Annotated in this window: 18 protein-coding genes; 2 read left to right on the top strand and 16 right to left on the bottom strand. The window is 36.6% G+C overall.

Annotation, left to right across the window (positions count from 1 at the left end; translation table 11 throughout):
* Window positions 1-15: 15 nt before the first annotated feature.
* Window positions 16-1,449: a S1C family serine protease gene (locus JMF81_RS13185; protein WP_243282667.1), complete on the bottom strand. Its 1,434-nt coding sequence runs from the start codon at window positions 1,447-1,449 to the stop codon at window positions 16-18.
* Window positions 1,450-1,657: 208 nt separating this feature from the next.
* Between JMF81_RS13185 and JMF81_RS13190 the strand changes: the two genes are divergently transcribed.
* Together JMF81_RS13190 and JMF81_RS13195 are read left to right on the top strand one after the other, a co-directional pair.
* Window positions 1,658-3,088, top strand: a complete 1,431-nt coding sequence (locus tag JMF81_RS13190) for an undecaprenyl-phosphate glucose phosphotransferase (RefSeq protein ID WP_201311901.1) — start codon at window positions 1,658-1,660, stop codon at window positions 3,086-3,088.
* A gap of 45 nt (window positions 3,089-3,133) precedes the next feature.
* Entirely contained in the window at window positions 3,134-4,171 is a 1,038-nt protein-coding gene (locus JMF81_RS13195) for an LCP family protein (protein ID WP_201311902.1), read from the top strand.
* Between the two features lie 52 nt (window positions 4,172-4,223).
* Here JMF81_RS13195 and JMF81_RS13200 read toward each other — a convergent pair whose 3' ends face one another.
* The 15 genes from JMF81_RS13200 to JMF81_RS13270 all read right to left on the bottom strand — a co-directional run bounded on the left by JMF81_RS13200 (window position 4,224) and on the right by JMF81_RS13270 (window position 24,666).
* Complete coding sequence (locus JMF81_RS13200) at window positions 4,224-5,465, bottom strand: DUF1015 domain-containing protein (protein WP_243282668.1); 1,242 nt, start codon at window positions 5,463-5,465, stop codon at window positions 4,224-4,226.
* Between the two features lie 30 nt (window positions 5,466-5,495).
* The gene (locus JMF81_RS13205) at window positions 5,496-6,665 is read right to left on the bottom strand and encodes a CDP-glycerol glycerophosphotransferase family protein (protein ID WP_201311903.1); all 1,170 of its coding nucleotides are present in this window, start codon (window positions 6,663-6,665) and stop codon (window positions 5,496-5,498) included.
* A gap of 4 nt (window positions 6,666-6,669) precedes the next feature.
* On the bottom strand, window positions 6,670-7,605 hold the full coding sequence (locus tag JMF81_RS13210) for a glycosyltransferase family 2 protein (protein WP_201311904.1): 936 nt from the start codon (window positions 7,603-7,605) through the stop codon (window positions 6,670-6,672).
* A 65-nt stretch (window positions 7,606-7,670) separates the two neighbouring features.
* Entirely contained in the window at window positions 7,671-8,855 is a 1,185-nt protein-coding gene (locus tag JMF81_RS13215) for a CDP-glycerol glycerophosphotransferase family protein (RefSeq protein WP_243282669.1), read from the bottom strand.
* Between the two features lie 227 nt (window positions 8,856-9,082).
* Window positions 9,083-9,982, bottom strand: a complete 900-nt coding sequence (gene galU / locus JMF81_RS13220) for a UTP--glucose-1-phosphate uridylyltransferase GalU (protein WP_201311905.1) — start codon at window positions 9,980-9,982, stop codon at window positions 9,083-9,085.
* Window positions 9,975-10,415 carry a glycerol-3-phosphate cytidylyltransferase gene (tagD, locus tag JMF81_RS13225; RefSeq protein WP_201311906.1) on the bottom strand — a complete coding sequence of 147 codons (441 nt, stop codon included), beginning with the start codon at window positions 10,413-10,415 and terminating at the stop codon, window positions 9,975-9,977. Before tagD ends, galU begins: the two co-directional genes overlap by 8 nt.
* 23 nt (window positions 10,416-10,438) lie before the next feature.
* Window positions 10,439-11,179 carry an ABC transporter ATP-binding protein gene (locus JMF81_RS13230; RefSeq protein WP_201311907.1) on the bottom strand — a complete coding sequence of 247 codons (741 nt, stop codon included), beginning with the start codon at window positions 11,177-11,179 and terminating at the stop codon, window positions 10,439-10,441.
* A gap of 9 nt (window positions 11,180-11,188) precedes the next feature.
* Window positions 11,189-11,965 carry an ABC transporter permease gene (locus JMF81_RS13235; RefSeq protein ID WP_201311908.1) on the bottom strand — a complete coding sequence of 259 codons (777 nt, stop codon included), beginning with the start codon at window positions 11,963-11,965 and terminating at the stop codon, window positions 11,189-11,191.
* Between the two features lie 73 nt (window positions 11,966-12,038).
* A complete protein-coding gene (locus tag JMF81_RS13240) occupies window positions 12,039-13,094 on the bottom strand; it encodes an acyltransferase family protein (RefSeq protein ID WP_201311909.1) in 1,056 nt (351 codons plus the stop codon).
* Window positions 13,095-13,175: 81 nt separating this feature from the next.
* Entirely contained in the window at window positions 13,176-16,826 is a 3,651-nt protein-coding gene (locus tag JMF81_RS13245; RefSeq protein WP_201311910.1) for a CDP-glycerol glycerophosphotransferase family protein, read from the bottom strand.
* Between the two features lie 75 nt (window positions 16,827-16,901).
* Complete coding sequence (locus tag JMF81_RS13250; RefSeq protein WP_201311911.1) at window positions 16,902-17,408, bottom strand: hypothetical protein; 507 nt, start codon at window positions 17,406-17,408, stop codon at window positions 16,902-16,904.
* Window positions 17,409-17,418: 10 nt separating this feature from the next.
* Complete coding sequence (locus JMF81_RS13255) at window positions 17,419-20,097, bottom strand: bifunctional glycosyltransferase/CDP-glycerol:glycerophosphate glycerophosphotransferase (RefSeq protein WP_201311912.1); 2,679 nt, start codon at window positions 20,095-20,097, stop codon at window positions 17,419-17,421.
* A gap of 16 nt (window positions 20,098-20,113) precedes the next feature.
* On the bottom strand, window positions 20,114-21,217 hold the full coding sequence (locus JMF81_RS13260) for an acyltransferase family protein (protein ID WP_201311913.1): 1,104 nt from the start codon (window positions 21,215-21,217) through the stop codon (window positions 20,114-20,116).
* Between the two features lie 303 nt (window positions 21,218-21,520).
* Window positions 21,521-22,471, bottom strand: coding sequence for a glycosyltransferase family 2 protein (locus JMF81_RS13265; protein WP_201311914.1), 951 nt, complete (start codon window positions 22,469-22,471; stop codon window positions 21,521-21,523).
* The gene (locus JMF81_RS13270) at window positions 22,468-24,666 is read right to left on the bottom strand and encodes an ArnT family glycosyltransferase (RefSeq protein ID WP_201311915.1); all 2,199 of its coding nucleotides are present in this window, start codon (window positions 24,664-24,666) and stop codon (window positions 22,468-22,470) included. The genes JMF81_RS13265 and JMF81_RS13270 overlap by 4 nt, the downstream gene beginning before the upstream one ends.
* Window positions 24,667-24,813 lie beyond the last annotated feature (147 nt).

Genomic DNA, 24,813 nt, shown 5'->3' on the forward strand with positions numbered 1-24,813 from the left:
TCAATATCTTTCTATTTATCTGCCATAATTATAATAGTAGCTGCTGCCAGATCCACTCTGTGATCCGCCATAGTTATTGCCGGAACTGCTGTTTCCAGAACTGCTGCCGGAAGATGATGTTGACGGAGCATCGGATTTTTTGCCAAGGGTTACTGTCAATGTCCTGGATTCATACGTTCCCTGCTGATTCTGACGCTGTACCACAACTTTTACTTTTTTGCCTGCCTTTAAGTTAGACATCTTGCTCTGCAGCCCTTCCATGGTAGAAACTGAACTTCCATTGAACTGCGTAATGACATCTCCTGCACTGATTCCTGCAGTCTCTGCCGGAGATCCGCTGACTACCTGCTGTACATATACACCTGTCGGCATATTGAACTGAGAGGCCATGGAACTGTCTATGGTCTGACCGGAAATTCCAAGATAAGCCTCTTCATCCTCTGACGGCGCTTCATTTTCAATCAGCTGTTCAATGATCGGTTTTGCTGTATTGATCGGAATTGCATAGCCCATTCCTTCTACATCCGTAGAAGCATATTTTACTGTGTTAATTCCAATCAGTTCTCCTTTACTGTTTAACAGGGCGCCTCCGCTGTTTCCAGGGTTAATGGCTGCGTCTGTCTGAATCAGCGTCATCGTATTATCTGTCATCTGTACTTCACGATTTACCGCGCTGATATATCCGCCCGTTACTGACTGTCCATATCCCAGAGCATTTCCGATGGCGATTGCCTGTTCTCCTGTTTTCAGGTCATCAGAATCTCCCAGTGTAATAATCGCGATTTTACTCTGAGTCGAATCTTTCATGTCGCTTAAGTTAACTTCAACCACTGCCAGATCCGCATCACTGTCAGTTCCACGGACACTTGCTTTTACGCTTTCTCCATCAACAAAACCGACAGAAAGAGATTCCGCATCTTCTACTACGTGATTATTGGTAACAATAAGGAGTTTTCCATCTTGTTTTCCAATGATGACCCCGGATCCAACTCCTTCCGTCTGACTGCTCTGCTGCTGTCCGAACCATCCCTGAGAAGTATTTTCAAAAATACCGGTGATAGAAACGATCGCCGGCATGGCGTTTTCCGCAACCTCAGAAATTCCATCACTGGAATCAGAAGAAGAACCGCTGGTCGTTTTGGTCGTTGCCAGCTGTGTGCCGCTGGTTCCGATACCCGCTTTTGAAAATCCATACTGAACTCCCTGGAAAGCGACTCCTGCCACCAGCCCAAACACGATCGCTGTGGCTCCGACTTTTGCCCAGTACGCGCCGCCTCTTCGCGTTCCATCGGATCTGCCGCCTCCATGATTCCTTTTCTCTTTTCTGCGGGCGAAAAATCTATTTTTCTTCTGAGATGTCTCTTCCTCCTGTCTCCATTCTTCGGCGGTCTTCCACTGACCGTCATCATTCGCATTATTATTATTTATATTATTATCATATTCACCCATGATACTGTCTCCTTTCTTTCATCCTTAATGTTTAACTTGCTTTAAATATACTCAATATTTGTGTTTAAATTGTGTTTTAATTGTTATAAAAATGAGAAACCACTCTGTTTTGCACAAAACCGGCATAAGAAAAACCTAAGCTTTTTTCCATTGTACATATGAGCTTTTTACCTTATAATAATAAGAAGTAAAAAAGGAGTATTGATTTATGATTAAGCAAAACCAAACTTATTTGAACAGGCTGCACGTCCTGATCGATGCAATCTGCATTTATCTCGCGGGAGTTACTGCCTATCAGATCCGGTTTAATTTAAGTATTTTCGGCTTTGAAGTATACAAATATGTTTTCACTTACAATCGTTATCCCTTTCCGCTGAAATACTATCAGCTTCCTCTTATTATCGCAATGATCGTACTTCTGATATTATATGCATCTTTTGGGCTTTATACGCCAAAACGATATCAGAGAGGGAGCAAAGAACTGATCAATCTTTTAAAATCCAATGTGATCGGACTGGGCATCGCGGCATTTGTCATTACGATCTTTCAGATCCAGAATTTCCCGCGTTCTCTGTATCTGCTGTTTTTCATCATCAATTTTATTTACGGCGTAATTTCCAGATACATTATCCGTAAGATTTTGAAAGTAAACCGCAAAAGAGGGCATAATATCAAACATACGGTATTCGTCGGATTCAGCACATCTGCTGCCGCTTATATCGACCGTATCAAATCTAATCCTCACTGGGGACTTGAAGTTCACGGAATTTTTGACGATACTGTCAGTGAAAATTTTGAATACCGCGGCGTAAAACGAATCGGCACACTGAACGATCTGGCTTCTTATCTTGAAAATACTTCTCTGGATGAAGTTGCCATTACTCTGAACCTGAACGAATATCATAAACTGGAAAAAGTCGTTGCCATCTGTGAAAAATCCGGTGTACACACAAAGTTTGTTCCTGATTATTACAACTTTATTTCCACTAACCCGTATACCGAAGATCTGGACGGACTTCCGGTTATTAATATTCGAAATGTGCCTCTTACCAATACGATGAACCGAATCATCAAACGGACCATCGATATCATCGGATCTATCGTTGCACTGATCATATTCTCTCCGATCATGCTGGTGGTGGCAATCCTGGTGAAGAAAAGTTCGCCGGGACCGATCATCTTTGCCCAGGAACGCATCGGGCTGGGAAATAAGCCGTTTAAAATGTACAAATTCCGTTCCATGGGCGTCCAGGATCCGAAGAAGGAAGCACAGCAGTGGACCACAAAAAACGATGCCCGTGTTACTCCGGTGGGAAAGATCATCCGAAAAACCAGTCTGGACGAACTTCCTCAGTTCTGGAACGTGTTAAAAGGCGATATGAGCCTGATCGGGCCTCGTCCGGAACGGCCGCAGTTTGTTGAGAAGTTTAAAGAGGAAATTCCTCGTTATATGATCAAACATCAGGTGCGTCCGGGAATTACCGGATGGGCACAGGTCAATGGATTCCGCGGTGACACTTCCATCCGCGGAAGAATTGAGCATGACCTTTATTATATTGAAAACTGGTCCCTGGGCCTGGACATCAAAATCCTGTTTTTAACATTCTTCAAAGGATTTGTAAATAAAAACGCTTACTAAAACCGGACGGCCTTTGTGCCGTCCTTTCTTTGATTGGAGGTTCTTATGAAAAAAGCATATCAAAAAAAACATCTGAAAAAGAAGCGGCGATCGCCGCTGCGTACGATTCTTTTTCTTCTGCTGCTTCTGGTTTTGATCATCCTGATCTTCCTCGGCATCGCATTTGTAAAGCTTGGAAACATTCAGACAACCAGCTTAGATGAAACCCAGCTGGTAACGGTCAGTGAAGACGCCAATATGCAGAATTACACGAACTATGCTCTTTTTGGCATTGATTCCCAGACAGGCAGCATGTCTGACACCGGGAACCGTTCTGACTCGATCATCGTAGTCAGTGTTAACAACAAGACCAAAGATGTAAAACTTCTTTCCATTTACCGGGATACCTTTGTCAGCATCAATGGCCAGTACAATAAGATCAACGCGGCTTATTCCTGGGGCGGTCCGGTTCTTGCCGTCAGCACTATTAACCGAAATCTTGATCTGAATATCGAAAAATACGCCACTGTAAACTTTCAGATTATGGCAGACCTCGTGAATGCACTGGGCGGCATTGAAATGGATATCGATTCCAGCATTCTTGATAATCTTAACGACTATATTGGCGATATGAACCGGATCAACGGCGGAGATTCCCCTGAAATTCCAGCGGCAGGCACCTATACCCTGGACGGCAATCAGGCGGTAGCCTACTCAAGAATCCGTTATACAGCAGGCGGTGATCTGGCGAGAGCCGGAAGACAGAGAGAAGTCCTTCAAAAGATCTTTGAAAAAGGAAAGCGAAGTCCGTTAAAACTCATGTCAGCTATGGATGACGTTCTTCCTCAGATCAAGACCAATATGGATCGTTCTGAATTATTCCGTATGCTGCTGTCTGTTTTCCGATATGATATTATCGATCAGCAGGGATTCCCATGGGATCAGAAAGAAATGAAATATAATGGCACTTACTACGGCTTCCCGACAACCCTGGAAGAAAATGCCGTACGTGCTCATGAATATCTGTTCGGCACTTCCAATTACCAGGTCAGCGATGAGCTGGGAAGAATTAATCAGAAAATCATAAACCGTGTCGGCTCCTGACATAACAAACGCAAAAGTCCCCGCAGTTTTTCCCTGCGGGGATTTTTTATTTCTACCGTATTCTTCTTCCTTCAATATAATATCTTTTTTCACATGCATGACCCATGGAAAATGTTTTCCTTGGCAGAGTTCCATCTGTCATAACACTTGGGAACAGCTGGTCTTTCTCAACTGCCGGCAGCAGAAATCCAATGGCCTTTTCCTGTCGTGCCAGCTTTTTCAGCACTCCGTCTCCATGGATATAATCCATCTCACCGGTATTTTCCGCCAGATACTCATCCAGAAATGTCTGCAGCTTATCTACCGGAAGCTGATTCTTTTTCAGATCCAGATATATCTTTCCCCGTTTCTTTCCTGAATACCAGGAAATCGGGAATCCTCCTTCCCTGCAGGAAGTCTCCTGCAGCTGTTCCATCAGTTCTTCTGTATCCACGCTGGTAATGATCCTGTGGATCGGTTCAAATTCCTGCGCTTCGTCATGCAGGTTCTCAAGTTCCACCAGCGCGTATCTGGCCGGATGCTCTGAAAAATCCTCCTCCGGATGTGCCTGCTTTAACCGCTCATAACAGGCCTTGGCTGTGGCCAGTGAATGATTGCCGTCTCCCACAGCATATACCATCGGCGTTTCTCCAAATTCCTTATATTTCTCCATCATCTGCTGTTCATATTCTTCTGTCCTGCGGACGAAAGCGTCAGTGTCTTCTCCCTGGATCAGCCATCCTGCCACATGGCCTCCGCCTTTCATCAGCTGGAAATCATACAGTTTTGTAAAACTCTTTTTCTTCCTGGTGATCGGCTCGATCAGCTTTTTCTTCTGATCATCGCACAGCAGAATCACATGAGGCAGTTCCACAGATGCATTGTAGCGAATCTTCATTCTCGGCGGGATTCTCTCCATAACTGTTTTCTCCGTTGCCCGGATTTTAGCCTCTTTTCCCGGTGTATAACTGTATTCTTCCAGATCGATCCTTCCCACAATCCCTTTTCGGATTTTTCCATTCTGCAGAGTTCTCTCCACATAAATCAACGCATGCGGATAACTCCGGAACATCTGGTTGGTCAGATAACGATTCATCGTCTTATGTATTTTTTCAATTTCCTCTTTTTCTCTTCCACTCCCAAGTTCTACTTCCGGGAGAATCAGATGCAGCGCTGATGGCACATTCTGCACCTTTTCTCTTACTTCTTCCCAGTACTCCGGCTGAGAAGAATACTGATCACAGGCAATCACTGCCCATTTTCCCATGGAATCTACCCGCGGCATTAAGATATCTGCCGGTAAAAACGTATTCACTTCTTACAGCTTCCTTTCTTTCATCCTTTTTTATGATATGTCTTTCAGAAACTCCAGCAGTTTTCTTCCGACTGCTTTCTGCCCCTGCGCACAGTAAAACAGATCCCTTACGCGCCTGCGCTCCTCTCTCCACTGATCTTCTCCCTGGAAAATCAGATCCAGCTCATCCAGCAGCTGCCCAAATGTCTCTGCCTTGTATCCTGGCGTTACCTCATCATAGTCATAATACATTTCTCTGTCCGTCCTTAAGTAGTCCTGATAATCAAAATCATAAAATACCATCGGCCGGTCCAGCAGCAAATAGTCAATATAGGTACTGGAATAATCGGTAATCAGCAGATCTGTATCCATTAAAAGTTCCTGGATGTCCATTGACTTGTCTGTGATATCCGCAATATTGGAATATCCGGAAAAATCAACCGGATCCTCCTGATGATAAAAATGGCGTTTTATGACAAATACGGCATGATGCTCCTGGCACCACTGATTCAATCTCTGAAAATCAAAATGTTCCTCCAGCGGAAACAGAATCCTGCCTTCCTGCCTGTGGGTCGGGGCATATAAGATGATTTTCCGGCCCCGTGCCGCATTCCTCAGTCTGTGCTGAACCGGAAATTTTCCTTCTCTATCAAAAAAAATGTCATTTCTGGGCTGCCCCACTACCAGAATATGATCCGACGGCCTGCGAAATGCACTCTCATAAATTGGCTTATAATTCTCACTTGTAGCTGCCACATACTCTCTTCCCAAAGGAATCTGCTGGATCAGACGCCGGATCTTCTGTCCTCTGCTGTCCCAGTTTTTCACCTTATCATCGTCATAACCTACTTTTTTCAGCGGAACGCCGTGCCATAAGTTCAGAAAAACCGCTCTTCCAAGAAAGGCATGATTCAGATCACTGATTCCATTGCAGACAACTGCGTATTTCGCCCGAAGCTGCATCCAGATCCCTTTCAGGCTGTGAGACAGATAAGCTTCATATCCCATAGCGCGGACCTGACGGCACACATCCGGATTCTTTGTAATCCAGACCGGACGGATTTCAGGATCATCCTGAGCCTCTAAAAACAGATATTTCGGATTATCCGCGAACTTTTCCCCCAGCCATGCGCCGAATACATAAATCTTTCGGCTGCGTGGGAAGAGGCATGATAAATACATAATAAAATATTTTATTAACAATCCTGCTGCGTTTTTCATATTCTTATCCCCAAAGCCACTGCATCAGCTTTCTGATCCTTCCTTCTTTTAATACCTGGTTATGCCTGTAAAATGCCAGACGGCGTAATTTTCCTTTATAGTACAGCTCCCCATAATTTTTCAGCAGTTCATAGCTGTCCAGATCCTGAATTTCTTTTCCATAAGTACCTACAAACCCCTGGATCTGCTCCATGGATTCAATCATCATTCTCCGGTAGGAATTCTTTCCTTCTTTCAGCCGGCCGTACAGAAATTTAACATTCATGGCATCCTTGGCCCCTACCGAATTATGCCCATGCTGACGGTACAGCATCGTCGGCTCATTTACAAAACCAATCTTTCCAAATACTTTGGCGATCAGCGCTGCCCAGTAATCATGCATAATAATCTTCGGAATCGGAAGCTGCCGCAGGAAAAACTGCTGCAGACACCGGTTGATCATTACCGTACACCCTGTCACCGAATTCTGCACGATCAGACGATTCAGCATGACTCGCTTTGGCAGGTTAGCATACTGAAAAAAAGATTCTGCCACCATTTCCAGATTCTCATCTACCACAGACAAATCAGAATGCACCAGAATCGGCACCTTATCGCCATACCGGGTCTCCAGCGCCTCCATCTTCTGAAGCGTCAGATAGATCTTGTCTCTCTTCCACACATCATCCTGGTCACAGAACATAAAATGCGGACCATAGGAATTTCGAAGCAGATTGATAAAATTTCCTTTTGCGCTTCCAAACGGAGGATTATTTTCATAAATCGTCACCTGGTTCGGATGTTCTTTCTGAAATTCCCTTAAAATTTCCAGCGTCTGATCCGTAGAACCATCATCGCCGACCACCAGCTGCCAATTCTCATATGTCTGGGCCGCAATAGATTCTAACTGCGCTTTTAAATATTTTTCTCCATTCAGCGTCGCTAAAAGAATCGTTACCATAAGACACTAACCTCCTACTTTGTATCTTCCAGGAAAAGAACCTGCTTTTTCATCTGCCAAAATTTCTAAGCTTCTTTTGTTTTCTCCTGAATCAAATCTATGATCTTTCTGGAAGCTTCTCCACAATCTACATTGTTGAATTTATCGTGGTAAGCTTTGTATTTTTCCTCCCAGTCTTCTTCCCGGTAATTCTGAATATCCGAAATCAATGTTTCTGTATCCTGGGAAATCGGTCCCGGAATCTCATTGATAAAATCAAAGTAGAAACCTCTCAGATGATTCTGATAATCTTCCAGATCATAGGCAAAAAAGAACATCGGACGGTTCAAAAGACTGTAATCAAACATAACAGAAGAATAATCTGTAATCAGGATATCAGAGACAAGATACAGCCATGCAATATCTTTCGTCTCATCAAAAGTATATATAAAACCTTCATATGGTGTCCAGTCTATATTTTCAGATACCAGATAATGATATTTCACAATCATGCAGTATTCATCAGAAAAAGCCTCCCGCATCCTGTCAAAATCTAATTCTGTAGCAAATTTATAAGCCCCTTTCTGATAAAATTCATTGTCTCTCCAGGTAGGCGCATACAGCATAATCTTTTTATCCAGAGGGAGCCCTAACTTTTCTTTCAGGTCCCTGATATCTTTTTCATTATTTTTCTGGAATAAGACATCGTTTCTCGGATACCCAATCTCTAAAATCGGCTTATTGGCAAAATCAAAGCAGGATTTAAATACTTCCGTGGAAAACTTATTCTGGGACACAAGATAATCCCAGTCCCTGCATGCAATGCGGAAATTTTCATGATACCTCTCAATGTTCTGATTCCCTGCCATATCCATCTGATCCATATCCAGCGCCAGTTTTTTCAGAGGCGTTCCATGCCATGTCTGAATATACACCGTATCCTTTTTCTTTACATACATCTTTTCCTGCCGGCTGTCGAACACCCAGAATTTTGCTCTCATCAGATTCCAGAAAAATTCCGGATAATTGCGCCTTATTTTACGGCATTTCCCCGGTACTTCAATGGATGTATCCAGCAGGATCCATGCGCAGTCATATTTCTGATCCAGTCCCTGCCGGACCATTTCCTCATAAATATACTTTGGATTTCCTGTATAATTCACGCCGTTATTACTCTGAAACAAAATCAGATTTTTTTTCAACGGCATTGCCGGCGTCAGACGTTTATAAGCTGCAATAATGATTTTTTTAATAAACTGTTTAATATTCACGTTTCTTCCTTCCTTATCTGTCCTTCATTTTCCACAGAAAAGTACCAAATTTTATACAACAGTCTATTATTTATTCTAAAAAATCTGATACTTTTATATTATATCACAATCACAAAACTGTGTCCCTGATACATTAAAAAAGAATTTCTTCTTACAAACAGTATAACCATTTGCAGTTGAAATTCCTTTTTAATTTCATTATTCCATACTTTTCCTTTTATATCCTTTTAATTCTTCTCAGCAATACTTTGGATATATGCCATTACCTGATCTTTCAGTTCCGGACGCTCCAGCGCAAAGTCAATGGTTGCCTTAATGAATCCGAATTTATCTCCCACATCATAACGGGTTCCCTCAAAATCATAGGCATAGACAGCCTGAGTATCAATGAGACGACAGATTGCATCTGTCAGCTGAATTTCTCCGCCGGCGCCGGCTTCCTGACTCTCCAGCAGTTCAAAAATCTCCGGCGTCAGTACATAACGGCCTAAAACAGCCATCTGGCTTGGCGCTTCCTCCTGACTCGGTTTCTCTACCATGTTATCCAATTTCACCGCGCGTCCATCTGCCGGAACATTCTGGTTCGGCGCTACGATTCCATATTTGCTGACCTGATCTTCCGCAACCGTCTGAACTCCTACCACAGAAGCATGATGCTTATCATAGGCATGAATCAGCTGCTTCAGCGCCGGTTCGCCTCCTTTATTGATAACTACATCATCTCCCAGAAGCACAGCAAACGGTTCATTGCCAATGAAAGATTTTGCGCATAATACCGCATGTCCCAGCCCTTTCGGTTCTTTCTGACGAACATAATAAATATTTGCCATATTGGCGATGTCGTTGATCATCTCAACTTCTTTCATCTTACCGGATTCTGTTAAACGTGCCTCCAGCTCATAATCTTTGTCAAAATGGTTTTCCATGCAGTGTTTATTAGAATTGGTAATAATCAGAATCTCTTCGATGCCGCTGGCAACCGCCTCCTCGACGATATACTGTACCGTAGGGATATCTACGATGGGCAGCATTTCTTTTGGAATTGCCTTCGTCGCCGGCAAAAATCTTGTTCCCAATCCTGCGGCCGGAATAACGGCCTTCCTTACTTTTTGAGTTTGTTTACTCATTCGCATCCTCCTTGTTCTCCTCATCCTCTTCTTTTCCTTGTGTACCTAATCCAAGATCCTCTTTGATCTTTGTAGTAGAAATTCCTTCTGTTCTAGGGAGATATACGACTTCACAGTAATCTTTCAGGAAATCAAATTTCCCTTTCCAGTCATCCCCCATCACAAAGGTATCCACATGATATTCCTTTACATCTGAAATTTTTTGATCCCAACTTACTTCAGGAATAACCAAATCTACGTATCGTACAGCTTCTACCAGCTTTTTGCGTTCCTCATAAGTAAAATAACATTTTTTATGTTTCTGCTCCCAGTTAAATTCATCAGTAGAAACTACCACAATCAGATAATCTCCTAATTCTTTCGCTCTTCTGAGCAGATTGATATGTCCTGCGTGCAACAGATCAAAAGTTCCATACGTAATTACCTTCTTCATGAGCCAAGATACCTCTTTCTTATTTATTTTGTTTTTTCCAAATATACTTCACTTACCTCATCAATTCCACCCTCAGCAATAATCCTTCCCTTTTCAAGCAAAATTGCTTTATTGCAAAGTCTCTTTACCTGATCCAGAGAATGTGACACAAACAATACAGTAACACCTTTATCAAACATACTCATAATCTTTGCCTCACTCTTTTTCCGAAACTTGGCATCACCAACAGACAAGACCTCATCCAGAATCAGAATATCCGGTTCTACCAGTGTTGCCACAGAAAATCCCAGTCTGGATTTCATTCCAGAAGAGTAATTTTTAACCGGAACATCAATAAATTTTCCCAATTCTGAAAATTCAATGATCTCATCCAGTTTCTCATCCAGAAACTTCTTGGAAAAACCAAGGACCGCACCATATAAATAAATATTCTCTCTTCCTGTGTACTGCTGGTCAAAACCAGCACCCAATTCCAACAGAGGCGCAATCTTTCCTTTGGAAGTTACTGTTCCTTCAGTCGCTTTCAGCACTCCCGCAATCACCTTAAGCAGGGTACTTTTCCCTGCCCCGTTCAGTCCCAGAATTCCTAATCGGTCACCTTTATTTAAAGTAAAACTAACATCCTTTAATGCCCAGAACTCATTGTAGGAAATCTGATGTTTCAGCAGTTTTATAATATAATCTTTTAAATCATCTACCTTTTCCTGACTCAGGTTAAATTTCATGCCGACATGTTCTACCCGCAATACTTCTTTCTTCGCCATGACACCCTCCTAAATATGCAGAATAAATTCGTCCTGCTTCTTATAAAAGAAATACAGTCCCACAATCACTGACACAATCGCGAACACAATGGATGCTGCCAGAAACTTCATATTCATCGGCCGTCCAAATACCGCCTGTCTGAAGTTATGAATCAGCAAATACAATGGATTGCATTTCAAAATCCATCCAAATCCGGAATTCAATAATCTCTCCGGATAATAGAAAATCGCAGACGCATACATAATGATCATCAGTCCCACAGACCAGAGATATTCCAGATCACGGAAAAAAACTGCCAGAGTGGAAAGAATCATTCCAACGCCGAATGCCGTAAACAAAATCAAAATCAGCGGCACAACCGCCTGCAGCATATATATCGTAGGATACACTTTCAATACAATTCCTACCGCTACCAGTACAATCAGAGAAATCAGAAAAATAATATAGTTAAACAGCACACTGGATAACGGATAAATATACTTCGGAACATAAACTTTCTTGATCATCCCCGCATTGGTCCGGATGGCCTTCATGGCTCCATTAGTCCCTGAGGAGAAGAAACTGTACATCAGTCTTCCGCACAGGATATAAACCGGAAAATGCGGATCGTCATTTCCAAACAGAGTTCCAAATACAATACTCAGAACAATCATTGTGAGCAGCGGTTCCAGAAGAGTCCAGAGGATTCCCAGATAAGACCGCCGGTACTTTAACTTGACACCTTTTTTTACAAGCTCCCATAGCAGGAACCTGTACTTCTTAAAATTCTCAATATAAGTTTTCATTACCTTTCTCCATTTTCGAACATTCTCTGCTTTATTATACTATCGAATGCGCAATTATTCAACATTTCCGGTACTAAAACTTACCAATCATAAACTTTGCTCTTTCATTAATAAATGTAATAATGGAATATTCCAGAATCAGTACAATGGCCAGAGCTCCCAGGCTGTCCAAATAGTATCTCCAGGACAGCGCTTCCACGGCTCCGGATATTTCCTGCCATCCCACTTTTCCGACAGCCAGGATATAAAACGCTCTCTGTGTCGACATAAGAATCAGGGAGTTCCTGCCAAAATAATTAAGGATTGGAAAACTCCAGTATTTTTCCAAAAACTGAAATACAAACAGGGCTCCGAACGATCCCAGAATTCCTCCGATGAAAAATAATTCCGGGTGAATGCCAAAATCCATATGATTCATATCCACTTCCATATTCTGCTGTGACAGATAAATATTGATAACAGAAAATATAATCCCTGCCCCAAACAGCAGTTCCCCGTTTTGGATCTGCTGACATAATCTGCAGCCCAGATATCCAATGTACAGATACCACAATGCTACAATGGTTTTCCCTGCCGGAAACAGCACAAAAGACACTCTTTCATACCACAGCGGCGACAAAACCATCTGCAGCTGTTCCAGATATCCGCCGTACCATGTGGCAATTAGCGGTGGCAGCAGAATCACCAGCAGTTTCACTATTCTCGGAGCATATCGAATCAAACAGTAAAACAAAATTTCTGCAAAGAACAGCACCGGCAGAAACCAGAGAGCAAAAATACCTCTCAAAGTAATGGTCGCAAAAATGTAGGATTTGATAGAATCCATATTGACCGCATTCTGCAGGACCATAGCAAAATAACGAAAAGTAATTCCAAATGCACTGAACAGCACATATGGCACCATCAATGATTTGAGCAGTTTAAAAACATATCTTTTCAAAGTCTGTTTCTCATAAGAATTTGTATAGCAGATCAAATATCCTGCTGCAACAAAGAAAATACTCAATTTCATGGATGACATCCACTGATCCAGAGGATTTGCCAGGGTTGTCACATGCCCCAAAGTTACCATCAATATTCCTAACCCCTTGCATAAATCAATATACTTTATTCGATTCTTTTCTTCCATTTTTTATCCTTCTACACTCTCTAACTTATTTTTTATCATCCTCCTACACTTACCTCTTTTATCCTTTTCTTATATTTTTAACTAATATCCTTTGCTGATAATATACTGATACGTCCTTTTACTATTATTATTATCTCGATATTCAAAATAGTAATCTCTCATTTCAGCATATTTTTTTTCTTCTTCAAAATCATTTTTCACATATTTTTTTATACCATCTATCAACTCCTCATATTTTATGTACCGTTCTCCAAATAATGCATGTTCCATATCTAAATAACTTCCATGTACCTGCATATAAACATCATAATCAAATTGATAAAATAATACTGGTTTTGCAAGATAATAAACATCCCAGCAGACACTTGAATAATCTGTGATCAACATAGAACATTTTTTCATAATTTCATTCAACGGTTCAGTTCCAAATGGTATTAGTTCCAAGTTTTCCCCGCTGACATTAAATTCACTTAAATAATCTTTAAATTTGGGATGTATATAAAATACCAATTTTACATTATTCTCTTTTAAAATTTCAGCTAATCTTTTACTTTGGAGAAGTTTCATATAGTTATAATAGTAATCACTATTCTTGAATTCTTCCGCACTCTTCTCTTCCAGCCAAGATCTCCATGTCGGCATCGCCAAAATAATTCTCTCATCTTTTTTGGATGTATCCTCCAATACATCCCATCTCGTAAATCCTAAAATTGGTACATTTTCCGGCTTATAGCCAAAATTATCCACTACTATTTTTTGTTCAAATTCCGAAGTTGTTGTAAAATACGTCATAGGACTTGATCCTTTTCGACCAAAAATCCCATCTACCCTTTTTAAAGCTGTTACTCCATGCTGAAGGAATAAAATATCTTTTTTAGAAATCCTGTTAGAGATAAAATTCGGTTTTGCTCTCCATATGTAAAGATGTTTTTTCGAGTCTGAGCCTACATATATTTTAGATGCCAGCGCATACAAGATATGTTTAAAGCTCATAAATGGAATTACCTGATTACCATATTGACACATTTTATTCCAATCAGCAGAATTTCGATCAATAATATAATAAATGTGTTTTTTTTCTTCTTCTATCAAATTCTCCATACAATATTTGAAAAAGAAGTATCCATTATCCTGTGCCATTGAACAAAATTTTTCAAAAACCAGCCAAATACGTTTTTTTCTCCAGTACGGATATAAAACTATAAATACAAATAGAGCTGATAATTCTTTCATTTTTGTGCATATTCCATCATACTTAGATATATGCCGATAAGTTAAAGCTAATTTATGCCCCATTGTTGGATATGGGAAAACAATATGTTCATTTTTTGCTTTGCAATGCTGACTCCAGAGCATCATCTGTATTCTTTGCTTTTTATTTAAATACGGGCTTATCTGAATTTCTTCTCCATTTTTCTCTGTGATAAGAAAAATATCCCAAAATAATTCTTCTAAATCAATTTCCATCATATTCATGCGAGCGTTAACGATCCAATATCCTTTTTCTTCACTCACATCATATTGAAAAGAATACTCGATCTTTTCTAACTTGCTTCGATAAGACAAAACAATATCTCGTATTGGTTTGTCCTGCTTCTTAAATTTCATTTTTATTCTTATATCAGAAGCAGACAATCTATAGCTTATTACTTGTCCTCGAACAGTTTGTGAAATTAATTTTTTTCTACTTCCAACAAAAATGGAAAGATAACCTTTTCCAAATGTCATATATGGAATTACTTTAATCTCTTTTTTCTTTTTACCTGCCAGTTTTGCATTTTCAAAATTAAATTCATCCATATAAAGTGAAGACTTATCCAATTCGTCTGCAAGTTTTTTTCTTTGATGATACAGTTTTTTATCTACCAGATAATACGGATAGATCTCTCCTTCCTTATCTTTTATTTCTGCCATCAGCAAATATCTTTTATTTTCTGCTAAAACAGGCTCACTCAATATCATTCTAAAATTTTCTATAATTTTTCCCGATTTTTTTTCTTCATATGATATATTACGAACCCACAATATATTTCCGAAATTATCAGTAATTAAAATTTTTGTAAGTTCTCCATATTTTATTTCCCCAAAGTCTAATTCTAATTGCTTTTTCTTTGTCGTAATTGTTATAGATAATGTTTTTTTTGATTTTACATGGAATGTTTCATTTCGTTCTCCATGATAATATTCATCTATAAATTCTGAATTCACAGGAAGCTCCCCAAACAACCTCTTTATTTCTCTTTTGTGAAGTTCTATTTCTATTTGGGGATTTTTATTTCTCCTAAATTCCTCCAAAAATGTTCTTGGCATACTTTTTGTAACAAAAATGAAATTAAATTTTTCTAAATAATTATCATATAAATAACTACTCAACTCCGCATTAAAGTAGTTTTTCTCAAATATAACTATATCATCTTTATTTTTAACAACTTTCGCCACTGTATTTAATGCCTCTTTTGTTCGTACAGCTGGATAGAAGTGAACTTTTCTTCTAACTTTTTTATTAAACCCATAATCAATAATCGGAAGACCACAATTATTACTTTTAAAAATCAACTTCGCTGTCTTTTTTGCTGCATCAACTGAATCATACTGGATAAAAGTTTTTTCATAAGTTCCATCCTTTTCATAAGAATCAGCTCGAAATTCTTCATTCACTATATAATCCACCAGCTCGCTTATATTATATATTTTCTTAAATGGCAATTTTTTTATATCGAAATACATTCCACGATCGTGCAAATATTCCTCGTAATCGTATAAAAAAAGAACAATTGGCTTTCTTGTAATTGAAAAATCAAAAAAAACACTGGAATAATCTGTAATCAGCATATCCACACTATTTAGAAACTCATATTTTTCCACATTATTTGGAAACGGATAAATATGTTCGTATTTATCCAATACAACATCTTGTTGCAACATTGGATGGAAATTGACATAAAGTTTTTGGTTTGCTTTCAAATTTTTATCTAAATAAGCCAATATTTTTTCTGTTTCTTGGCTATATTTAACAATATCCACATCATGATTGCTTTTCCCTCTCCAAGTAGGCATATAGGCCATCGTCGTATACTCACTATTTCCAAGCCTATTTGATACCTCTGCCGCTTTGGTTTCATTCAAAAATACACTATTTCTTGGATAACCATTCATTACAACTTTCCCTGTATATAGTTGATTTAAATTATAGTCTTCCATTATAACATCTTTGGTAAATTCGTTTGGAAACATAATATAAGTTGCCTGTAAAAAATTATGCTGAACATTATACATAGATTCAATTCCAAAACGCATTTTCTTCCCTAATGTCTTTAAAGGAGTTCCATGCCATGTCTGTAAATATGTTTGCTCCGGTCGACGAATAAAAAAAGCTGGAAATGAACTATTATTAATCAAATATTTTGATGTTGCCAAGACTTTTGCATATTTAAATGTAGTAATATCTACCAAGCGAATCCTCAAGCCCATATCAGAAATGACTTTTTTATCCCGTTTTATATTATTCGTTGCAAAATATATTTTATACTTCCTTTTCTTGTCCATTTTTAATAATTCTAAAAGTACAGCTAACGGCGAATCTGATATATTTTTTCCATGAAATGACTCAAATAAAACCTGGTGTTGTTTTACCCTTGAATGTTTATAATGCCATGCAAAAACATATTTTAACATGGGTGCTTTGGCTAATATTTCTCTAATAACTTGTATTATTTTTCTTAACTTATTCATACGTTCCTTCGGTCCCTTCCTCATTCCATGTATACAAACCCACTCAGCCTTCTTTCTATACTACAAATAGCACTTTTACAAAAGCTGCATATTGGCGACTATCGCTTTCATTTTACCTACTTTTGAATTATTAGGTACCATTTCTATCAATTTATTCTTCCTTTGAGCAAGCATCCAATTTCTTCCAACATAAATAAATCTTTTGTTTTCAAAACGTTCTCTTTGTTTTTCATTTTTAAAGTTTATCTCTGCCTTAATTCTATTTCCATAAAGTAAACTCTCTATTCCAAATCTCTTACCTTTTAATTTATCCACAGCAAATTTTAACTTTATTGAAATCTCATCTTCTGATGTCTTCTCCCAATTAACCGAATAATTCTCTTTGGGAATACTAATAGAAACATCAATTTTTTCAATTTGAGGTACAAATTTTGAATTCAATTTACCACACATATACATTTCTGCATTTTGAATTTTTATATCCGAGATTTGAAATATACCTCCTTTCCACTCGTCTACTAATTGATTTTTTTCATCATACCATATAATTCTATTTGCATTATAAGCCAAAAACTCTCCCATATATTACTCCTTAAAATCGCTCCAACATTACATCATAAACTCGTTTACAATTATTTCGATCCAAATATTTAAAAAACTTCTTTGTCCTTCTTAAGTATTCTTCTTCCAATTTGAATCCGTTATTAATATATTTTTCTATTTGCTGGATCAAATCTGCCTCATTATGTACAACCTTTCCCATTCCCATTGTATCGTAATCAAAATATCCACTCGCTAAATGATTTGATCTAACATGATAATAAATTACCGGTTTCTTCAAATACGCAAAATCAAAAAAAGTAGAAGAATAATCTGTAATTAAAAGTTTGCCCTTTCCAAATAGTTTCTGATATGACCATGAATCCGGTGCTAACACTATATTGTCACTAAATTCAAAATCTTCAATCTGTTTCATCATATTAGGGTGAGGCTTAAATAATATTTTATATCCACTCTTTTTTAAAACCTCATTTAGTTTTTTATCATTGAGGAAATCATTGATTTCTTTATATAATCTACTATGTTTAAATTCCGGACTATATACAGGCATTCCATCTTCTAATTTTAAAACAGAGCTATCCCATGTCGGTAAATATAAAATATAATTTTCTGAAAAATCTTTTAAATTATCATACCTCGGGAATCCAGATAAAATAATTTCTCCATTATCATATCCATACTTTCCCTTTACTATAGATTCATATTCATATGGTGATGCAGTAACAAATATTTTCAAATCTTTATTTAATTTATGCAGCCACTCTGACAAATCATCCTTTGTAATACCGTGCTGCAAGAAAACTCTTTTGGCCGTTAAAAATCCCGTAAAATATTTTGTCATTTTATCTGGGAATGGACTATATGTATGATTGTTCGCATGAGACGAAATAATTACATCTGCTTCCATCATCGCCAACTGATGCTCTTTGGATCCGTATTTTAATACAGTTCCATATTGCTTCATTCGCTTATAATCAACACTATCTTCCGAAACCACAAAATATTTTCTTATTCCATCATTTTGCTGAACTGCATATCGAAATAAGTGTTCTGCATTATCATCTGCTTTATTGGGACGATCCATAAAGACCCAGGTTTTTATATGTTTCTTGGATTTCAAACAATCCAGATATTCTTTTCTCACTTTCTTTATACTGGACAATTCATTTCTTTTCAAATTTTCTCTGGTTTTTATTTCTTCTATAAATTCATTTTCATACTTCGCTGCCAATTCTGGTGTATATTTTTGAACTCTTAAAGCATCTAACTCTTTTGAAACTAAATATCCACTCTCCAAAAGATACATCTTCTTATACTTATTACTCAATTTAGCAAGATTCGATCCGCCAATTTTCATTACTGTATCTACACCACCAAGATGCAATATACATGAAATCTTCATATCATCTTTTATTGCAAGCTCTGGTGTCTTAAAATAAAATCTCCTCTTTATGTCTTCATTTAAAGCAAATGTATCAGATCTCCAGTCATCCTTTTCTATGACTGGATATTCCCTTCTTTCACCTTGACAATCAGTAATTATAGACAGACCTATTTTTTCTTTTGGAATTGCCCCTCCAATTTTCCCTTCCAGCAATATTGTGTCATTCTTTATCTCAATTATCTCAATAAATACTTTTACCGATTTAACCGTTGATAGAATAAAATTCTTCCATACAACAAACTGATCTTCTTCTCCTGAGATAATTTTATATTGTTTTTCCATCTCCTCTATAGGAATCTTATATTTTATTGATAACATAAATATTTTGTGGATTATAGGATATCTATTCAAATACATTATTGATCTATCATCTATTTCTTGTAATAATTCGGAAACTTCCTCTAAAAATTTTCCTTTCCCTTCTTCACCAAATACCTCTTCATCCACTTCTTTACGGCGTAATTTCCATTTTAAATCATATAAAATTAAATTTTCCAGATATTTAGAAATATGTCCTTTTCCGCTGAGCTGCTTTTCATATTTTATCAGACTCCAGTATAAAAATCGAATAACCGGGAAATAATTATCATATGATTTTTTTGACTTCTGCATCGCTGAATCATCGCTGGCCCGAAATCGATACATATATGCTGTATCACTTATAACCCCATATTTTCTTTTTTGCAAAATGCACTTATTGATTAATTCCGCATCTTCTCCATATTTCAATTTTGTAAGGAAGCGGAATTTCTGTACAACTTCACGTCTTATAAACGAACTGCTAATGTGCATTTGAACAGCTTCATATTCTCGATCAATATCTACAACTCTGGTTTCAGAGAATTTCCAATTTAAAATATGATTTCCTTCCTTTGCATCAAAATATATAAGCGGAAGTGAAACTACATCTACATCATGTCTTTCAAAAAATTGCAATACCTTTTCACATGCATCTTCTTTCAATTTATCATCTGCATCCATAAAATTAATAAATTTTCCTGTCGCCTTTTTAAGCCCTAAGTTCCTTGCTGAGCTAACTCCCCCATTTTCTTTATCAATCACAATAACGCTATCAGGATATTTTTTTTCATACTTCCTACAGATATCTAAGCTTGTATCTTTACTTCCATCATTCACCAGTATCAACTGTATCTTATCAATTCCCAGCGTTTGATTAACAATACTTTCAATTGCCTCCTCCAAATATGATTCCATATTATATACCGCTGTTACAACTGAAATCATTGGTCTCTTATTGATTCTCAACTTTCTATCTCCTTTCTTATCCTCTTTCTGTCAATTGTCCTATCTTTTGACTGCATATTTCTTTCATCCGTCTAAGTTTGTCATTCCATCTGATGAGCTTTTTAAAATATTCAATTAATATAGATAGACATATCGTAACAATTAATAAAAATATCAGAATCAACCCTGCATAACGAAAAGAATATGTTAATTTATTAAACCATATTTCTCTTATAAACGTATGGATATAGAACATATTCGCAGAATGTCGTCCTAAAAACTCAAAAATTGAATTTATTTTTCGCTTTTTATAAAAACAATCATATAAAATTAAAATCATTATTACAGGTATCAGACTATTAACAATTAGTCGTATATGTGCCCATCCCCAAGGATGTGGCCGTAAATAAATCAATACTATAAAAATAAAATAAATAATCACTCTTTTTATCCAACAAGTAACTTTATTAAGTCTAATCCATTGATAGATTTTTTGAAACCATTTCAAATCTGCAAAACAAATGCCCAGAGGAATAACAAGCAGCCAACGGTTCATATTATCAACTTCTTCTACTCCCAAAAGCAGGCAAATTATTGTTAATGGAATAATTAGTATACTATATTTTTTGTACAAAGCTATTGCAAATGGTAAAACAACAATAAATAGGACTGTTAAGCTTAAATACCACCAAGTGGTTGTCAACATTGGAGTATCAAAAAAGCTGCTTAATCCAAACATGTCTAAAATAAAATTACAAACATGATTTACAATACCCTGCCCATATTCATCATATGACATAAATGCAGACACAATTTGACAAAAGAAAAAAGGAATCCAAAATCCTCCCAATAACCCAATATAGCGTCCTGCTACAAATTGAATTTTTTCTTTTATAGTTAAATCTAAATTCAAATTCTTATTTTTTATCGTTAATGTCATTCCAAATACTGATAAAAACGCAAACATACCTACACATATATTCATACTGTCAGAAATAAACATTCCCGTCTTCTGTGACAACGGGAAAAAAACAACATCTACTCCACTTAATCTTGAATAGCTGGAAAAGCAATGATAACAGTATAAAAAAATTATTGCAAAGCCCTTCATTAACAAAGTATCATTTTTTGAAAAATTCATTCTATCGCCTCTAAATCTGATTTAGTCTATCATTTCACATAACTTTAACACATTTGTAACATTTACGCAATCTTTCACTCTGTGCAGAGATACTTTTTTTCTATAGGCAGTTATATTCTTTCAAATCTATCTTTTCCTCATTTTATTTTTTCTTAAATTTTACGTATTTTTTTCATTCTATCATTTCTATCATTATTAGGCAATATTTCGACTTTTTGAATTATTTAAAATCTTACTTTCAAAAATTAAAAGAAGTCTGCTGATAACCCAATAGTCATCTTTCAGACTTCTTATATAATATATTTATTTTCTGTTAAGTATTTCAGCGATAATATATCTTGGCCGTTGCTTTGTTTCACTGTAAATTTTACCAATATACTCACCCACAATGCCAAGACCTAATAACTCGATTCCACCCAACAGCCAAATTGAACAAGCTAAAAATGTCCAGCCTCCTATTGTAAATCCGAATATTTTTCTTATTAGAGAATAAATAATTACCAAAATACTTCCTGCAAAAATAAGAAATCCTGTCATGGCCACAAACCGAATAGGTTTGACACTAAAAGAAGTAATACCATCTAATGCAAATGCAAGCATTTTCTTCAATGGATATTTTGATTCTCCAGCGAAACGTTCATTTCGATTATAAGCAGCTGTCGTATATCTATATCCTATCAGTGGAACAATTCCTCTCAAAAACAGATTCACTTCTTTAAACTTCTCTAATCCATCCAATGCTCTTTTGCTCATCAGCCGGTAATCGGCATGATTATATACAGCATCCACTCCCATAAACGCTTGAAATTTATAAAACGCAAGTGCAGTATTTCGTTTAAAAAATGTATCCGTTTCCCTCTTATTCCTTACGCCATATACAATATCATAGCCTTCGTAGTATTTTTCTACAAATTTATCTATGGCATTAATATCATCTTGAAGATCCGCATCGAGTGAGATTACCATATCTGCATATTCCTTTGCTGTCATCAATCCTGCCAACAATGCATTCTGATGTCCCCTGTTTCTGCTAAGGGCCACTCCGCTGAATATTTCATCTTTTTGATGTAATTTCTGAATAATATCCCATGTATTATCCTTGGAACCATCATTCACAAACATAATCCTGCTTTCTCTAGAAACCGCTCCATCCGCAATCAATTCATTCATTTTCTTCTTTAACTGCTTTGCTGTTTCTTCTAACACTTCTTCCTCATTATAGCAAGGAATTACCAAATATAATATATCTCTCATTTTATCCTTGAAACCTCCCTCTTTCCAATTGTTTTATAAAAAAATGCACTAATAAGGATTTCTATAATTATTACCATACTCCAAAGCAAAATAAATATCCTTTGTGAAAAAATCGAATCTACATGCTGATCAGATACTATAAACGTCAAATCATTAGATTCTTCCTCTTTATTTCCAACATATAAACAACCATTAAGATAATAATCAGGCGGTTCTTTATAATCTTGATATAAAGGATACGTTGCCGTATTTACTCCTATATATTCTTCATATTGCCGATATGGGCGAATAGTTAAAAGCAATTTTTCTTTATTTACACGTATATCGCCTAAATGGAACGCATGCATTTTATTATCTTGTATGCTGTCAGAAGAAAATTTTTCTTTATGAATAACATCTCCTTTAGTATTTAGAATCGACAGTATATATTCTTGTTCTTTTAACTTTTTAGGATTTACAAAATTAATTTCTATAGTATTGAAGTCTCCTTCTGCCATAAAAGACTGTGCTACACCCTCATATCCTATTTCTTCAATTTTTCCTTCTCCATACGCAATTGTCTGCTTTACTCTCAAATCTTTCTGTTTGCTTTTTTCTGACACATATTGAAAATATGACAAAGTTCCTACTATCATCGTAAAAGCTATAACCAAAATACTTAATCTTTTCATCCACAATTGTAATGATTGGCTATTAAAACAAGTTTCTTTTTGATCAACTGTCTGAATTTTTATACAATTAATCTTTTTGAATTCTGTTAACTTTGTTATGGCATATGATTCAATGATATAAAAAATTGGCAAAAAGCAGAGACTATACTTAGGTTTCACTTCCCAAAAAAGGTAAAAAATAATTCCACCTAGAATTGTAATAAACATCCATGCATTAATATTTTCTTTTCGCTTCAAAGTAATAATCCCTGCTAAAAAGGCAAATATCAACATTGTACAGCGAACTATTTGAAGCCAATAATTAAAAGCTTTGGCCGATCGGCCTATCGTATATTTATATAAAGTATTATAACTTTCAACCGTCGTTTGCAGCGATTCAGTATACGCTGCCGATGACCAACTTTTACTTATTTTTTTCATAAATAGTTTTTCCAGGCCTAAAATTCCTTTTTCTTTTACTCTTTTTTTTATCGTACTTATGTTTTCATTTACTTTTTTTTCATAAGTGTTCTGAGCCTTTGTATTATTGTTATCCTCAGCTGTATACATTCCATTTTCACTTAATCCTAATTTTATCCAATGAGTTATTGGATATTCGTATCTCCTATCCCTTACTCCATATATGTTCGTTATGCTATTGCTTAATATAATTGCACAAATCAAACCAATGGCTATAAAACTTATCTTTTTAAAAAACAAATGCATTGTATTTTTTATAAATAAAAAAATACAAATTGCAATTAGCGGAAAAACTGCCGTCATACGTATCTTTCCGCCTATAAAAATAACAAAAGCTGCTAAAACTAAAAACAAATCTCGTTTTCTCTTTGATTCTGTTCTCTCCGCATAAAGAAACAGTAAAATACCACCAAGCATAAACGGCATACATAATGTATCTGAATAATAATGAGATGACCAGCTAAAAAGCATTGGATCCACTATGAATGCTATCAAACTAATAATTCCTGCCTTCAAAGACCATAAACAGCAAATTCTATAAGTAAACCATGCGGATAGAAAAATCATTAGTATATTAAAAATGATTCCAACATCGTTATAATTTGTAATCCCAAAGTATTTTGCAATAGAAAACACAAAATACAAAAGGATTGTAAGAGGCTGCTGATTTGGATAACCAGCATAATACACAATGTTAGAAATTTTCCCTGTTTCAAGCATATCCACTGCTTCTGCATGAACATTAATTAAATCGTACGGAGGAACATACTTAAGATAAATTCCAAAGATAATGAGATTTACTAATATTAATGCTAATAAAACTACGCTGATAATTCTTAATGCTTTTTCAGAACACGATTTTATCACTTGTGCAACAGCTATAAAACCAGAAACTAAAACAATAATCCCCAGTATCAAAATCGAAGGATTATATTTTTCTATAGATGGTACTCCTCCAATATAAAACAACCCCTGCCAGATGCAAATTCCCATTAAGACCATTAGAATCATAAGTAAAATTCTATAGAAGCTGTTACAAATTTTTAATCTTAACCCGTCTTTCATTCATTACCCTCCTGAATTCAAAATCTTTATTGATTTTTCTCCTGAATCCCTTATGTTTTAATATATAATAAATAAATATTAATTTATTATATATTAAAGGCAGGAATTTGTCAAAAAGTCCCTGTCTTTAATATGTTTCTTACTTTA

This window comes from Anaerostipes butyraticus (assembly GCF_016586355.1).
Classification (GTDB): domain Bacteria; phylum Bacillota; class Clostridia; order Lachnospirales; family Lachnospiraceae; genus Anaerostipes; species Anaerostipes butyraticus.

What these genes read in the sequence shown, in the direction of transcription:
- JMF81_RS13235 (WP_201311908.1), bottom strand. Translation starts at nt 11,965, where the DNA reads ATGAAAACTTATATTGAGAATTTTAAGAAGTACAGGTTCCTGCTATGG.
- JMF81_RS13185 (WP_243282667.1), bottom strand. Translation starts at nt 1,449, where the DNA reads ATGGGTGAATATGATAATAATATAAATAATAATAATGCGAATGATGAC.
- JMF81_RS13245 (WP_201311910.1), bottom strand. Translation starts at nt 16,826, where the DNA reads ATGAATAAGTTAAGAAAAATAATACAAGTTATTAGAGAAATATTAGCC.
- galU (WP_201311905.1), bottom strand. Translation starts at nt 9,982, where the DNA reads ATGAGTAAACAAACTCAAAAAGTAAGGAAGGCCGTTATTCCGGCCGCA.
- JMF81_RS13270 (WP_201311915.1), bottom strand. Translation starts at nt 24,666, where the DNA reads ATGAAAGACGGGTTAAGATTAAAAATTTGTAACAGCTTCTATAGAATT.
- JMF81_RS13195 (WP_201311902.1), top strand. Translation starts at nt 3,134, where the DNA reads ATGAAAAAAGCATATCAAAAAAAACATCTGAAAAAGAAGCGGCGATCG.
- JMF81_RS13260 (WP_201311913.1), bottom strand. Translation starts at nt 21,217, where the DNA reads ATGAATTTTTCAAAAAATGATACTTTGTTAATGAAGGGCTTTGCAATA.
- JMF81_RS13230 (WP_201311907.1), bottom strand. Translation starts at nt 11,179, where the DNA reads ATGGCGAAGAAAGAAGTATTGCGGGTAGAACATGTCGGCATGAAATTT.
- JMF81_RS13205 (WP_201311903.1), bottom strand. Translation starts at nt 6,665, where the DNA reads ATGAAAAACGCAGCAGGATTGTTAATAAAATATTTTATTATGTATTTA.
- JMF81_RS13190 (WP_201311901.1), top strand. Translation starts at nt 1,658, where the DNA reads ATGATTAAGCAAAACCAAACTTATTTGAACAGGCTGCACGTCCTGATC.
- tagD (WP_201311906.1), bottom strand. Translation starts at nt 10,415, where the DNA reads ATGAAGAAGGTAATTACGTATGGAACTTTTGATCTGTTGCACGCAGGA.
- JMF81_RS13265 (WP_201311914.1), bottom strand. Translation starts at nt 22,471, where the DNA reads ATGAGAGATATATTATATTTGGTAATTCCTTGCTATAATGAGGAAGAA.
- JMF81_RS13210 (WP_201311904.1), bottom strand. Translation starts at nt 7,605, where the DNA reads ATGGTAACGATTCTTTTAGCGACGCTGAATGGAGAAAAATATTTAAAA.
- JMF81_RS13250 (WP_201311911.1), bottom strand. Translation starts at nt 17,408, where the DNA reads ATGGGAGAGTTTTTGGCTTATAATGCAAATAGAATTATATGGTATGAT.
- JMF81_RS13240 (WP_201311909.1), bottom strand. Translation starts at nt 13,094, where the DNA reads ATGGAAGAAAAGAATCGAATAAAGTATATTGATTTATGCAAGGGGTTA.